Origin of the sequence: Streptomyces endophytica (genome assembly GCF_026153355.1) — a bacterium.
GTDB lineage: Bacteria > Actinomycetota > Actinomycetes > Streptomycetales > Streptomycetaceae > Streptomyces > Streptomyces endophytica.
The window spans coordinates 1,047,792-1,061,124 of record NZ_CP110636.1 but is presented as its reverse complement, the minus strand read 5'-3'; the positions used below and the strand labels follow the sequence as shown (position 1 = coordinate 1,061,124).

The window sequence follows — 13,333 nt, the reverse complement described above, 5'->3', positions numbered from 1 at the left end:
CACCGCCCTTTCAGGGGCCTGGGTGCGTCGGTCCGTAGCGCAGTCCGGAGCGGATCCGCGCCGGAGTCGTGTCGGGAACATGTCCCCACACCACGCGCGCGGCATTCACCTTCTTCGCCAGACGTGCGATGAGGCCGTCCCGGGTGGCCGGATCGATTCCGGGAGCGGCCACCTGCTTGGAGTACCGGACCGTGTCCACGATGGCCGACTTGATCCGCTCGTGCCACAGGTACGTCTCCAGATCGCGCCGCCAGCCGGCGGTGGTCTCCGGGGGAAGGGCCCGGCGCCATTGGCACAGCAGGTCCTCGCGCTGGCCCTGTGGGTAGTCCATCTTGTGGAGGTGGAGGGCCACTTCGTAGACCGGGTCGCCCCACAGGGCGAGTTCCCAGTCGATGAACCACGTCGAACCGGCGGTCACGATCATGTTCTTGCGGTGCAGATCGGCGTGCAGGACGGCGAACGGCCGCGGGGTCAGGGCTCTCCACCGCTCGTTGACCGGGGCGAGCGGATCCGCCGGGAACCCGAAGTGGTCGAAGACCCTGCCGTACTCCGCCAGGTGGTCCGCGTGGATCGTCCGCGTCAGCTGCGCCAGCCGCTGCCCGAAGACCGGTGAGTTCCCCGACGCGGGCCAGCCGTCCGGGAGTGGCGGCATCTTCCCCTGGGGGATCGCCGCCAGCTGCTCCATGAGCCCGACCGTATCGCCGATCACATGGTCCGGTACGGCGCTTCCCCGTGGGGAGAAGTCGTTGAGGATGTCACCCGCGATGAAGCTCTGGACCTGGAAGCGCGGGGCGTGGGAAACATGGCGGAGCTCCGGCGCGTAGTCCACGTACGGGCGGACGGCGGCCAGCACCTCCTCCTCGCGCCACACCCGTACGTCCATCACGTCGGCGGCCGCGAGCGGAATGCGGACGTTGACCCTGCCGTCGGGGGTGTCCAGCGCGGCGTTGCGGTTGTAGTAGCCCGCCGCCGCGTCGGGCTTCCGGAGAGCCGCGTCGTAGAGCGCGTGCCAGTTCATGCGGCTGCCCCGAGGAACAGGGACAGGATCTCGTCCGTGCGGTGTTCCAGCGCGTCCAGCGTGCCCAGCGGCCGGAGGCCGGCCCGGGCGCGCAGGGCGGCGCCGGCCAGTTGGCCGTCCTCCTCGCCGAGCCGGACGGCTGCCCGGTGGATGGTCATGACCAGGGACGGATAGACGTCGCAGGCCTCGAACTCGGCCACCGCCCGGCGCCACGTCGACAGTGCCTCGCTCCGGTCGCCCTGCTGCAGCAGCAGGAAGGCCCGGTACATGTCCGCGCGCGCCCGCCCGGAGCGGTAGCCGGCCCGGTCGAGGGCCGCGTACGCGCTGAGGAAGGACGAGGAGGCGCGCTCGGGCTGCCCGAGCCGGATCTGCGCCATCGCCATGGCGGTGTACGCCTTGCCGATCTCGTGCTGGGCGCCCAGCTCCCGCTGGACGGTCAGCGCCGCGGCGGCCTCCGCCACGGCCGCCTCCGGGTCGGTGAAGACCAGCAGCTCGGCGCGGTTGGTCCGGATGTTCGCGAGGCCGAACGGATCCTCGGCGCGCCGGTACTCCGCCTCGGCCTCCGCCAGCAGGTCGGCCGCCGCGTCGAAGGAGAGGAGGAACCGGTGGCCGAGGTGCAGCAGCCGCTTCACATCGGCCCGGACGACGGGTTTGTCCGCCCGGCTCATCCCGTACACGGCCTCGGCGAGCTCGAACGCCTCGGCGAAGTCCCCCTGCCACATCCTGATGTCGGCCAGACAGAACCCCGCGGAGACCCGCACGGAACCGGACTGTTCCTCCCACACCTGCTGGAAGATACGGGCCGCCGTGCGGCTCTCGCCGGCGATCCTGCGGGCGTTGGCGGCGGCGAGGGAGAGCCGCGCCGAGACGGCGGTGCCGGCCCTGCGGTCCACCTCGGGAGCCAGCTCGATCACCGCCCGGGCATTGCCCAGCGACAGCAGCGACTCGGCTTCGAGGCAGTCGGCGGCCTCCCGGACGGAACCCTCACCTCCGGGCCGGGCCGCCAGATAGTCCCGCAGGTCCTTCACGATGCCGTCGACCACCTGCCGGCCGCCCATGGCCATCCCGCGGTCGGCGTACTCGTGGATCCGCTCCGCGGTGATCGCTTCCGCGTGCAGACCGTGGTAGACGGCCTCGCGCAGGGGTGACGAACGGGAGACACCGCCACGGTCGGGGCTGCCTTCCAGACGGTCGGCCACCTCCTCCCAGTAGGCGCGCAGCCGGTCGTGGACCGCCCGCTTCACCGCGGGGGAGAGGTGGGACTGCAGCGCGGCCACCATGAGCTGGTGCAGCCGGTACCAGCCCTGGGAGAGCGGATAGGCGAACGAATAGGCGGTGAGCGACTCCCAGGTCAGCAGGTGCGCCGGCAGGTTGAACGCCCGACCGAGTGCTCGAAAGGCCCCGAAGTCGAAGGTGCGGGCCACGCTGAGCAGTTCGAGGATCCGCACCTCGTCCGGCGGCACGTGTTGCAGGAACCGCTGCACGATGTGCTCGGAGGTGATCGTCGTCTCCAGCCGGGCGGGGTTCTGCAGGTAGGTGTCGATGGCGAGGTGCAGATAGAACGGCACGCCCGCGCTGGCCTCGGCGATCGACCGCTGCCTGCCGCCCTCGGTGATCCCCGCGGCGGACAGCAGATCGATCCGGGCGTCCATCGGCAGGCCCTCGACCGGGACGTGCTGGATCACGGCGGCCCAGTCCTCGTCGTACGCCGCCCACTGCAGCGGCTCGCGGCTGGCCACGACGGTGAGTCCGCCCTGCAACTGGCCCAGCAGATCACGCAGCCAGGCATCGGCGCCGAAGCTCTTGCCACCGGGTAACGGCGTGGGGACCAGCGCCTCGTAGGCGTCCACATAGAGCACGAAGGGCCGGTCACCGCTCGCCTCCCGCAGTTCCTCGGCGAGCAAGTACGAAACGGCGTAACCGAGCTCGGCGTTGGAGAGGTTGTCGAGGTCCTGCAGAGTGGGGTCGGACTTGATGTGCTGCTTGCGCTGCCGGTTGGACAGGGCCCGGTCCGTCAGCCGGACCAGCCCCGCCGCCGTTCCGAACACCGGGAACCCCATGGCGTCGTCGAGGATCTTCGACAGGACGTCGCTCTGCTCCGCGAACGGCGTACTGGAACGGTCCATGCGCAGTTGCGGGTGGACGCGCTGCCACAGGACCGCGTACGCGATGTCGAACCGGTCGAACTTCACGCCCTGCGCGCCGAACTCCGTACGCAGCACGGCCAGCGCGTCCTCCTGCTGCCGCAGCGCCGGGACCTGCAGGTCGAGGCGGGCCGTACGGTAGCTCTCTCCGGTCCGGTTCCGCAGCTCCTGCAGCAGCCGCGACTTTCCGATCCCCCCGATTCCCACGACGTTGAAGACCTGCGGGTCCGGGCCGGCGGGCAGCCGGTCCAACGCCGCCTCATAGGCGGCCAGCACCGACTCTCGGTCGAAGAACTGCCGTTGCAGTGCGGAAACCCGTCGGTATCGCGGCCCGATCGGCATGCCGTATCCCCCCGGTCACTGGTGCTGCCGCCAGGGAGGCTACCCGCAACCCGCCGCACCGGCACCCGAGTTGGAGCACCGCTCAGTGCCGCAGCGACGCCCCGAAGCCGGTGGCCAGGGGCATGCGGAGGCCGAGGGGTGGGGGTGCGGCGAGGGCGTCCTTGACGGGGCGGGCGTAGTCGTGGGCGAAGAGGGAGCCGAGGAGGAAGTCGGTGGCCAGTGCGAGGACTTCGGCGCGGTGCTGGTGGAGGGAGTGGCCGTCGGAGTGCACCTCGAAGCGGCAGGTGTCGCGGTTGATCTTCTTGGCGCGCTCGGCGTAGCGGTAGGACAGGTCGGGGGCGTGGCGCTCGTCGTTGGTGCCGTGCACGAGCAGGACCTGACGGCCGACGAGCTGCTTCACCGGGTCGGGTTGCTCGCCGGTGGCGCGGTGGTCGGGCAGCCACGGCGCGATGGCCAGTACGGAGTGGACGGCGGGGTGGCCGGCGGCGTGCAGGGCGGCGCGGGCGCCCATGCCCGTACCGACGAGGCAGACCGGCACGTCGCCGTAGCGGCGCACCACCTCTTCCAGGGCCCAGGTGGCGTCGCGCGCGGGGTGGGCGGCGGAACCGTTCCAGCCGCGGCAGCGGTAGTGCACGACATGGGTGGCCAGCCCCTCGGGGCGGCCCGCCCGGGCCAGCCGGAGAGCGAGGGGGCGTACCGCGAGCGCGGTCACCGGCGACGGTCGGCGGATCCCGGTCGGTCCGCCCCCCGGCAGTAACAGGGCGACCCCGCTGACCGGGCCGGCCCCTCGCCCGCCACCACCCTTCCGCCGGAGCGCTTCGCGCGCCCCTTCTTTGCCGTTCGCTCCCAGCGGTTTTCCCAGCCGGGCCTCGCGCACCGGCAGCGCTTGCTGAGCCATGACCAGAACGATGGCAGAAGGAGACCGGCACGCCACCCTGTGGACGGGTCACTGTTACGTATCGTTCGGTGAGATCTACGCGCGTAGGGGCTACAGTGCCGAAATGACGAGCGAGACCACCACCCTTCCGAGCAGTGAACAGATCCGCCGCGCCCCCAAGGTGCTGCTGCACGATCACCTCGACGGCGGCCTGCGCCCCGCCACGGTCGTCGACCTGGCCCGCGAGACCGGATACAGCGGTCTGCCCGAGACCGATGCCGAGAAGCTGGGCATCTGGTTCCGCGAAGCCGCCGACTCCGGCTCGCTGGAGCGCTACCTGGAGACCTTCGCGCACACCTGCGCCGTCATGCAGACCCGCGACGCACTGGCCCGGGTGGCCGCCGAGTGCGCCGAGGACCTGGCCGCCGACGGCGTGGTCTACGCCGAGGTCCGCTACGCGCCCGAGCAGCACCTGGAGCAGGGGCTGACCCTCGAAGAGGTCGTCGAGGCCGTCAACGAGGGCTTCCGCGAGGGCGAGCGGCGGGCCCGCGAGAACGGCCACCGCATCCGCGTCGGCGCCCTGCTGACCGCCATGCGGCACGCCGCCCGCGCTCTGGAGATCGCCGAACTCGCCAACCGCTACCGCGACTCCGGCGTCGTCGGCTTCGACATCGCGGGCGCCGAGGCCGGCTACCCGCCCACCCGCCACCTCGACGCGTTCGAGTACCTCAAGCGGGAGAACAACCACTTCACCATCCACGCGGGAGAGGCCTTCGGGCTGCCCTCCATCTGGCAGGCGCTCCAGTGGTGCGGCGCCGACCGCCTCGGCCACGGCGTCCGGATCATCGACGACATCGAGGTCGCCGACGACGGCACCGTCAAGCTCGGCCGGCTCGCCTCCTACGTGCGCGACAAGCGGATCCCGCTGGAGATGTGCCCCACCTCCAACCTCCAGACCGGCGCCGCCCCCTCCTACGCCGAGCACCCCATCGGCCTGCTGCGCCGGCTGCAATTCCGCCTCACCGTCAACACCGACAACCGGCTGATGAGCGGTACGAACATGTCCCGGGAATTCGAGCACCTGGTCAAGACATTTCGCTACACGCTCGATGACATGCAGTGGTTTACAGTCAATGCGATGAAATCAGCATTCATTCCTTTCGATGAACGTCTGGCGATGATCAATGACGTCATCAAGCCCGGATACGCGGAACTGCGGGCCGAGTGGCTGTTCCGCACAACGGGCTGAACATCCGCTCCCAGCAGCGCTTCTGACCGTACGTAACGGAGGCGCTGCGAGCATATAGCGCAACGGCCGGTGGAATGTCCACCGGCCGTTTTTTGTTTCCTTGTGGCTGTTTGCGGCGCCGGTTGCCGCATCACTAGGTTGATGGGCCGGTCAAGCCCCCATCAATGAGGACGTAATTCGATGAAGCAGGGAACGATCAAGACTCTCGGTGTCGCCGCGCTCGGTGCCGCCTTTGCCGTCACCGCCGCGGGCGCCGCCTCGGCCGCCCCGGCAGGCGCGGCCGACGCCGCCGGCGGTCTGCTGCACCGCGCCACCGACACCGTCTCGGGGGCCACCAAGAGCGTCAACAGCGGCACCAACGCCAAGCCGGGCAACAACGACATCAAGACGCCCCTGAACTCCAAGGGCAACAAGCTCCTCGGCGGCCTGCCCACCGGCGCCGTCAGCAAGGCCCTCCCGCTGGGCTGAGCCCCGCACACCCCGCCGCCCTCAGGGGCGCGCGGCGCATCGTTCCCGGCCCGTATGCCTCCGCAGGCGTACGGGCCGGTGGCTTGCCGGGGCGCGGTGGCTCATCCGGCGCGGCGGCTCATCGGGCGGTGGGGCTCACCGGGCGGGGGGCGGCCGGGCGTGGTGGGCCTACCAGGCGGCGGCGCCGTGGGCCTTCTCCCCGTGGGCCTTCACCTCCGAGGGGAGGAGTATCCAGAGCGCGAGGTAGACGAGGAACTGCGGGCCGGGAAGCAGACACGACACCAGGAAGATCACGCGCATCGTGGTCGGTGTCGTACCGAAGCGACGGGCCAGGCCCGCGCACACTCCGGCGATCATTCGGTTGTTGCGGGGACGGACCAGTGCGGCGGCCATGAGAGGCGACTCCTTTGCGACTACGTGGGGCGTTTGCCCGATGTCTCAAAGGTAGGTCCGGCTGCCCGAGAGCACGTCAGCCTGTGGTGTGAGGCCGACCCTGGGGATCTTCGGGGTCACAGCCCCGAGGTGCTCGTACCGCCGGCGGAGCCGGCACCGGGCCCCGGGGACGACCGCCAGGTGCACCACCGCCACGCCCAGGGTGCTCAGCAGCACCGAGTCGACATCGGGGACCCGTCCGGGGATCCCTGACTGCAGCAGCTCGATGGCCAGCGCGATCATCGCGCCGGCGAAGACGGTACGGGTGAAGGAGACCAGCGGCGAAACGTTCAGGCGGCCGGCGGAGAGGGGCAGCAGCACACCCAGCGGCGCCAGCAGCAGCACCGAGCCGCCCAGGTGCTGCACGGCCTCCCACGACGCACCGTGCGCCAGCTCGGCCCGGATCGTCGCGAGCGGTTCGAGGTTGGCCGCCGGCACCCAGGGCACGGTCCGGGGACGCAGCGTGAGCCAGCCGACGATCAGCAGATGCGCCACAAGGAGAAGAAGTCCGGTGACGCGCATTCGGGGGGAGGCGGTGGTGCCGTGGCCATGACGCTGCACAAAGCCCAGGACGCCAGGACCGGTGGCTATGGTTCCGCCCTATTGCACCCGGCTTGGGGTGGGGGGGAGCGGGGCGTCGTTCTCGGGGCGGGCGGGGTTGTCGTGCGGGGCGGGCGGCGTGCGGGGCGTGGGGGTGGGGGCTGGGGCGGGGTGCGGTGGCCGGGGTGCGGGCTCGGAGGGGCAGCCGCGGGCCAGTTCGGCCGCGCGCGCGAGGGCCGCATCCCCCCACCCCCGAACCCACCCCCCGCCCCCTCCCCCGAAGGGGGAGAGGGGGAGGGGGCGGGGGAAGCCCCGGCGCGGCGGGCGAAGCCTGTCGCGTGCTGCGCGAAGCCCGTCGCGTGCCGCGCGAAGCCTGTCGCGTGCTGCGCGAAGCCCGTCGGGCGTGCCTCGCGAAGCCCGTCGCGTGCCCCATGAAGCCTGTCGCGAACCTCGCGAAGCCCATCGCGTGCCGCGCGAAGTCCTCAGGTCCTGCCGCTCAGGACCTGGCAGGCCCTGTCCCTCAGCCCCGCCCCGTCAAGGTGTCGCCCCAGCCCGCGTGTTCGGCGATGTCCGGGTTGGAGAGGACGTCGGCGGAGCAGTCGTAGCGGTGGGGGGTGGTGTGGTCGGGGCCGGAGAGGACGGCGGCGTGGGTGCGGCCGAGGGCGGGGCTGGCGCCGAAGGTGCACACCAGTTGGGCCAGGGCGAAGGACGGGAGGTCGTCCGGGGGGAGGCTCAGGCGGAGGGCGTCCGCCGGGTCTCCCGGGTGCGGGCCCTCGACCTTCAGGTCGGCGGGCAGCGCACTGCTGAAGCCCGCCTTCTCCTCGTCGGGGGAGGGCGGCTGCTGCAGGGACCGGAGGAGGGCACGGGCGGTCCGCAGGCGGACGTCGGTGCCGGCCGCGCCCTTGGCGGGTGTGACCGTCCGCTGCACCTGGGCCAGCGCCGAGCCGCACACCAGGTACAGGGTGGCCTGGGTGCCCTCGCCCGGCGCGGCTTCGCCGGCCGGCGCCTTGCAGCTGACCCGCGCGGGCGCCCCGCCCGCGTCCACCGGCACGGACGTACCGCGGATCCCGCAGCCGGTCGCCGCCAGCGTCAGCAGCGCCACCGCCCCGGCGGCACGCCGCCACCCGCGTCCCGCTCGACGCCCGGCCGGGCGCCCCGTCGGGCCCTCGTCCAGGCGCCCCACCGGCTCCCGGTCCAGCCGCCCCACCAGCTGCCCGTCCAGGTGCCCGACCGGCTCCCGGTCCAGGCACCCCACAGGCTCCCCGTCCAAGTGCCCGACCGGCTCCCGGTCCAGGCACCCCACAGGCTCCCCGTCCAAGTGCCCAGCCGAGTACCCCATAGGTCCTCCCCGCCCCGTCATCGCTCGCCCTCCGTGCCGTTGTTGCCGGGGCCCGGCCCGGGCCTGTCGGGGGAGCCGTTGCGTCGGGTGTCGTCGGCCAGGGGGGACGCGTCCATCGGGAGCCGCAGCGTGAAGACCGCGCCGCCCTCGGGGAGGTTGGCCGCGGTGATCTCGCCGCCGTGGATGTGCGCGTTCTCCAGGGCGATGGACAGGCCCAGGCCGCTGCCCTCGGAGCGGGGGCGGGAGGCGCTCGCCTTGTAGAAGCGGTCGAAGACGTGCGGCAGGACTTCTTCGGGGATGCCGGGGCCGTGGTCCCGTACGCGGATCACCAGCCGGCCGCCACCGGGACGGTCGCCGCCCGCCGGCTCTCCGGCCCGCTCGGGCGCGTCGGCGGCCTCTTCCGGCCCGCCCGCGGTACGGCAGGCCCCCGCCGCGCCGGTCCCTGCCGCGGGGCCCTCCTGGTCGGCGCCGTCCGGCGTCTCCGTGCGGGCCGTGCCGTCCGGCTCCTCGCCGGTCGTGTCCTCGGTGCGCACCGACACCCGGACCGGCGAGCCGCCGTGTTTGAGGGCGTTGCCGATCAGATTGGCCAGGATGACGTCGAGCCGCCTCGGGTCCAGCCGGGCCACGATGCCGCGGTCCGCGTCCAGGTCCACCGCGTCCAGCCAGGCGCGGGCGTCGATGCACGCCGTGACCTGGTCCGCGACGTCGACGTCGTCGAGCACCAGCCGGGCCGTCCCCGCGTCGAAGCGGGTGACCTCCATCAGGTTCTCCACCAGGTCGTTCAGCCGCCGGGTTTCGCTCACCACCAGCTGGACCGCGGGCGCGATCATCGGGTCGAGGGACTCGGCCTCCTCCTCCAGCACCTCGGACACCGCGGTGATCGCCGTCAGGGGCGTGCGCAGCTCGTGCGACATGTCCGCGACGAAGCGGCGGGAGGCCGCCTCCCGGGCGCTGAGCTCCTCGACCCGCTGTTCCAGTCGCTCCGCCGTCCGGTTGAACGTCCGGGAGAGATCGGCGAGTTCGTCGGTGCCGGTGACCCGCAGCCGGGTGTCCAGCCGTCCCTCGCCGAGCTGCCGCGCCGCGTGCCCCAGCCGCTGTACGGGCCGCAGTACGGTCGTCGCGGCGGCCTGCGCCAGCAGCGCCGAGCCGACCAGCGCGAGCGCCGTCGCGATCCCCAGCGACCAGGCCAGCGAGTTGAGGTCCTGCCGCTCGGTGGCCAGCGACTTCATCATGTAGCCGGTCGGCCCGCCGCCGATCACCTTCGCCCCGGCGACCAGGTACGGGGTGTCCCCGATCTGCTTGCGCTGCCAGTACAGGTGGTGCGCGTAGCGGTTGGATTCGTCGACCGGACGGACCTCGTTCACCGCCTTGCGCAGCGAGTCCGGCACCGTCGTCAGCGTCAGCAGGTCCTTGTCCGTGGTGGCTGCGCAGGGCTTGCCCGACCGGTCCACGCCGATCAGCAGCACCGCGTAGTTCTGCGGTCCGGCCGCCATCTGCCGTGCCGCGTCCTGCAGTTCGGCGCACCGCGGACGCAGCGGCAGTGACCGCGTGCTGTCCTCCAGCGACTTGCGGAAGTCCTTGAGCACGGCGTTCTGCGTGCGGTCCAGCACGGTGTTGCGGTTCAGCCAGTACGCGATGCCGGACGCGGACACCGCCGCGGTCAGCGCGACCAGTGCGAAGACCACCACCAGCCGCAGCCGCAGGCTCGTCCAGCGCAGCAGTCCCGGCGCCCGGCCGAGGAGCCGCAGCAGCCGGCTGCCCGACCCGGGCGCGGACGCGGGCGCGTCGGGTCCGCCGGCCGGGCCCCGCGCGCTCTCCTGCGCCGTCCCGCCGTCCCTGGTGCCCTTTCTCACTGCGGTGAGTCCAGTCGGTAGCCGACACCGCGGACCGTACGGATCAGCGTCGGCGAGGACGGCACGTCCTCCACCTTCGCCCGCAGTCGCTGCACGCAGGCGTCCACCAGGCGCGAGTCGCCGAGGTAGTCGTGCTCCCACACCAGCCGCAGCAGCTGCTGGCGGGACAGCGCCTGGCCGGGCCGCCGGCTCAGCTCCAGCAGCAACCGCAGCTCGGTCGGTGTCAGTTGCAGGTCCTCGCCGTTCTTGGTGACGGTCATCGCCGACCGGTCGATCACCAGAGAACCGAAGGTCGCCGAGTCACTGGACTCGCGCTCCCCGCGGCGCAGCACGGCCCGGATCCGGGCGTCCAGCACCCGCCCCTGGACCGGTTTGACGACGTAGTCGTCCGCCCCGGACTCCAGCCCCACCACGACGTCGATGTCGTCGTTGCGCGCGGTGAGCAGGATGATGGGCAGCTGGTCCGTACGCCGGATCCGGCGGCACACCTCGAAACCGTCGATGCCCGGCAGCATCACATCCAGCACGATCAGGTCCGGGCGCTGCTCGCGCAGCAGCTTCAGACCGTCCTCGCCCGTCGCCGCGGTCACCACACGGTGACCCTGGCGGGACAGCGAGAGTTCGAGGGCCGTGCGGATGGCGTCGTCGTCCTCGATCAGCAACAGGAAAGGCACGGCAGCCATTCTGGCCCATGGGACGGCGGGACATCGACCAGTGACCCCGGCGTACCCGGGCCGCCGCCTCCGTGAACCGCCCGGCGCACCGAACCTGCCCCTGTGACAGGTCTGTGACAGTCGGCGGACAACGTGATGAAACTGGGTTGGCAGGCTTTGGGGCACCGGGAGAGATCAACACCGATCGCCACCCGGGACACCGAAAACGGACCGAACGAGCCGGCTCTACGACGGGGGGCGCGAGATGACCACACTGCACGGCACCACTTCCAGCGCAGTTATCACGCGACTCCACGACGTCGTGCGGACGCCGGAGAAGTCCGGTGCCGCGGGCCTGCGGGGGTGTGCTCGCGGCATCGGGCGTCAGCGGCCGCCGTACATGGTGGCCATCGACGCGACGACGGTGGAGATCAACGGGGGAACGGGACGGCACGGGGGAAGCGCCGTCCACGGGGGAACAACGGGGGAGCGGAGTACGGGGAGGCCACGGGGGAACGGCGTTCCGCGTCGGAGGCGGCCGAGGCCGAAGCGGCCTTCACCGCCTACGTCCAGGAGCGCCGCGCCTCCCTGTACGCCACCGCCTACCACCTGACCGGCGACCGCTTCGAGGCCGAGGACCTGCTGCAGAGCGCGCTGTTCTCGACGTACAAGGCGTGGGACCGGATCAGTGACAAGGCGGCGCTCGGCGGCTACCTGCGCCGCACCATGACCAACCTGCACATCAGCGCCTGGCGCCGGCGCAAGCTCAACGAGTACCCGACCGAGGAGCTGCCGGAGACCGCCGGCGACGTGGACGCGATGCGCGGCACCGAGCTGCGCGCCGTGCTGTGGCAGGCGCTGGCCCGGCTGCCCGAGACGCAGCGCACCATGCTGGTGCTGCGCTACTACGAGGGCCGCACGGACCCGGAGATCGCGGACATCCTCAACATCAGTGTCGGCACGGTGAAGTCGAGCATCTGGCGCGCGCTGCGACGGCTGCGCGACGACGAGGTGCTCAGCTTCGGCCGTGACGAGGAAGAGTCCTTCGGCGAGCTGGTGGCCTGAAGGAACGGCGCGGCCCGACGGGGAACGGGCCGCGCCACGGGGGGAAACACCCGGGGGCGCCTGAAGGTGGGCGTCCGAGGGGGAAAGGCCCGAGGGGGATCTCGGGGATACGGGGGAACACGGGGGAAGTACGGGGGAATGAGCGGGTTCGGGTGGCCGGGGGGTCTGCCCGAGCCCGCTTCCGTGCGTCCGCGGCCCGCGCGCGGTCAGGCGCCCCGCACCGTCACGACCGGCTCGTGGTGGACCGGGAAGTTCACCGAGTTGGCGATGAAGCACTTCTCGTGGGCGTCGCCGTGCAGTGCCCGGGCCCGTTCGAGATCGTCCGCCGACGCCACCTCGACGCGCGGCCGCAGCACCACCTCCGTGAACTTGCCGCCGCCCTTGCCGTCCTCCGCCATCGTGCCCGCCGCGTCGTCGGTGTACCCGGTCACCACCACGCCGGCCAGGGCGCACAGCGCCAGATAAGACAGCATGTGGCACTGCGCCAGAGAGGCGAGCAGCAACTGCTCGGGGTTCCAGCGGTCGGCCGTCCCGCGGAACGCCGGGTCCGCGGTGCCCGGCAGCGGCGGCAGGCCCTCGGCGCTCACCTCGTGGTCCCGCCCGTACGCCCGGTAGTTGCTGGTCCCCGTGCCGTTGTTACCGGTCCAGGTGACCGTCGTGCGGTAGTGGTGCTCCCTCGGCATCGGTACGTCCTCCCCTGAGTCGCCGGGGCACCCGACGTGCCCGGCCGGTGGTCAGGAGCCTACGGCCGCACGTTCCGCACCCGTGGCACGGGCCGTACCCGCGGCGGAAATACGGGTCAGCGCCTCCGGCCCCGCGCACAGGTGGGCGCCCAGCGCCGTGTGGCGGGCCACCACCGACCGCTCGGCGCGCAGCAGCCGCAGCCCCCGGCGGATCAGGTACGGGACCGGTTTGCGGGCCTCGCGCAGGTCCCGTTGCAGCCGGCGGCGGAAGGTGGTGACCGGATGCCCGCGCAGGCACAGCGCGTCGGCCAGCAGGCCCGCCGCCCGGCACGCCGCGATCACATCGGCGGCGAAGATGCCCTCGGCGATGAACAGCGGGGCACCCCGGAGGTCGAGTTCGGCGGCACCGACCCGGGCGCTGAGGGAGATGTCGTACACCGGGACGTCCGTCCGTCCCGTACGGCACAGCGCCTCGATCGCCGCGACGGCGGCACCGGCGTCCCAGGAGAGCGGCGAGTCCCAGTCCGCGCCGCCGCCGTCCGGCAGTTGGGGCAGCGTGGGGTCCGTCCCCTCCTTGTAGAAGTCGTCGAGACGCAGGACGGGCAGACCGCTCTGGGCGGCCAGTGAGGTCTTGCCGGTGCCGGACGGGCCGGTCAGCAGGACGACGCGG

The 13,333-nt window shown here is 72.2% G+C and carries 13 protein-coding genes; 3 read left to right on the top strand and 10 right to left on the bottom strand.

The window, feature by feature from the left end; translation table 11 throughout:
* Positions 1-10: 10 nt before the first annotated feature.
* From OJ254_RS04765 to OJ254_RS04755, 3 genes are all read right to left on the bottom strand, one after another.
* Complete coding sequence (locus tag OJ254_RS04765) at positions 11-1,018, bottom strand: phosphotransferase family protein (RefSeq protein WP_265361382.1); 1,008 nt, start codon at positions 1,016-1,018, stop codon at positions 11-13.
* Complete coding sequence (locus OJ254_RS04760; protein WP_265361381.1) at positions 1,015-3,504, bottom strand: hypothetical protein; 2,490 nt, start codon at positions 3,502-3,504, stop codon at positions 1,015-1,017. Before OJ254_RS04760 ends, OJ254_RS04765 begins: the two co-directional genes overlap by 4 nt.
* Before the next feature lie 82 nt (positions 3,505-3,586).
* Complete coding sequence (locus OJ254_RS04755) at positions 3,587-4,402, bottom strand: alpha/beta hydrolase (protein ID WP_265361380.1); 816 nt, start codon at positions 4,400-4,402, stop codon at positions 3,587-3,589.
* Positions 4,403-4,505: 103 nt separating this feature from the next.
* Between OJ254_RS04755 and OJ254_RS04750 the strand changes: the two genes are divergently transcribed.
* Positions 4,506-5,630, top strand: coding sequence for an adenosine deaminase (locus OJ254_RS04750; RefSeq protein WP_265361379.1), 1,125 nt, complete (start codon positions 4,506-4,508; stop codon positions 5,628-5,630).
* A 180-nt stretch (positions 5,631-5,810) separates the two neighbouring features.
* The gene (locus OJ254_RS04745) at positions 5,811-6,098 is read left to right on the top strand and encodes a hypothetical protein (RefSeq protein WP_265361378.1); all 288 of its coding nucleotides are present in this window, start codon (positions 5,811-5,813) and stop codon (positions 6,096-6,098) included.
* 168 nt (positions 6,099-6,266) lie between these two features.
* Here OJ254_RS04745 and OJ254_RS04740 read toward each other — a convergent pair whose 3' ends face one another.
* The 5 genes from OJ254_RS04740 to afsQ1 form a co-directional block, all read right to left on the bottom strand.
* A complete protein-coding gene (locus OJ254_RS04740; RefSeq protein ID WP_265361377.1) occupies positions 6,267-6,491 on the bottom strand; it encodes a PspC domain-containing protein in 225 nt (74 codons plus the stop codon).
* Positions 6,492-6,536: 45 nt separating this feature from the next.
* Entirely contained in the window at positions 6,537-7,052 is a 516-nt protein-coding gene (locus OJ254_RS04735) for a VanZ family protein (RefSeq protein WP_265361376.1), read from the bottom strand.
* Between the two features lie 538 nt (positions 7,053-7,590).
* Positions 7,591-8,340: a hypothetical protein gene (locus OJ254_RS04730; protein WP_265361375.1), complete on the bottom strand. Its 750-nt coding sequence runs from the start codon at positions 8,338-8,340 to the stop codon at positions 7,591-7,593.
* An 86-nt stretch (positions 8,341-8,426) separates the two neighbouring features.
* Positions 8,427-10,262 carry an ATP-binding protein gene (locus OJ254_RS04725; RefSeq protein ID WP_279349825.1) on the bottom strand — a complete coding sequence of 612 codons (1,836 nt, stop codon included), beginning with the start codon at positions 10,260-10,262 and terminating at the stop codon, positions 8,427-8,429.
* Positions 10,259-10,936 (bottom strand): two-component system response regulator AfsQ1, encoded by a 678-nt coding sequence (gene afsQ1 / locus OJ254_RS04720; RefSeq protein ID WP_026169550.1) that lies wholly within the window; start codon positions 10,934-10,936, stop codon positions 10,259-10,261. The genes OJ254_RS04725 and afsQ1 overlap by 4 nt, the downstream gene beginning before the upstream one ends.
* Before the next feature lie 342 nt (positions 10,937-11,278).
* On the opposite strand from afsQ1, the gene OJ254_RS04715 reads away from it, so the two are divergent.
* On the top strand, positions 11,279-11,980 hold the full coding sequence (locus OJ254_RS04715) for a SigE family RNA polymerase sigma factor (protein ID WP_265361374.1): 702 nt from the start codon (positions 11,279-11,281) through the stop codon (positions 11,978-11,980).
* 206 nt (positions 11,981-12,186) lie between these two features.
* Here the strand turns inward: OJ254_RS04715 and OJ254_RS04710 are convergent, their stop codons facing one another.
* Together OJ254_RS04710 and OJ254_RS04705 are read right to left on the bottom strand one after the other, a co-directional pair.
* Entirely contained in the window at positions 12,187-12,663 is a 477-nt protein-coding gene (locus tag OJ254_RS04710) for an OsmC family protein (protein WP_265361373.1), read from the bottom strand.
* Between the two features lie 51 nt (positions 12,664-12,714).
* Positions 12,715-13,323, bottom strand: coding sequence for a nucleoside/nucleotide kinase family protein (locus OJ254_RS04705; RefSeq protein WP_265365048.1), 609 nt, complete (start codon positions 13,321-13,323; stop codon positions 12,715-12,717).
* Positions 13,324-13,333: the final 10 nt, after the last annotated feature.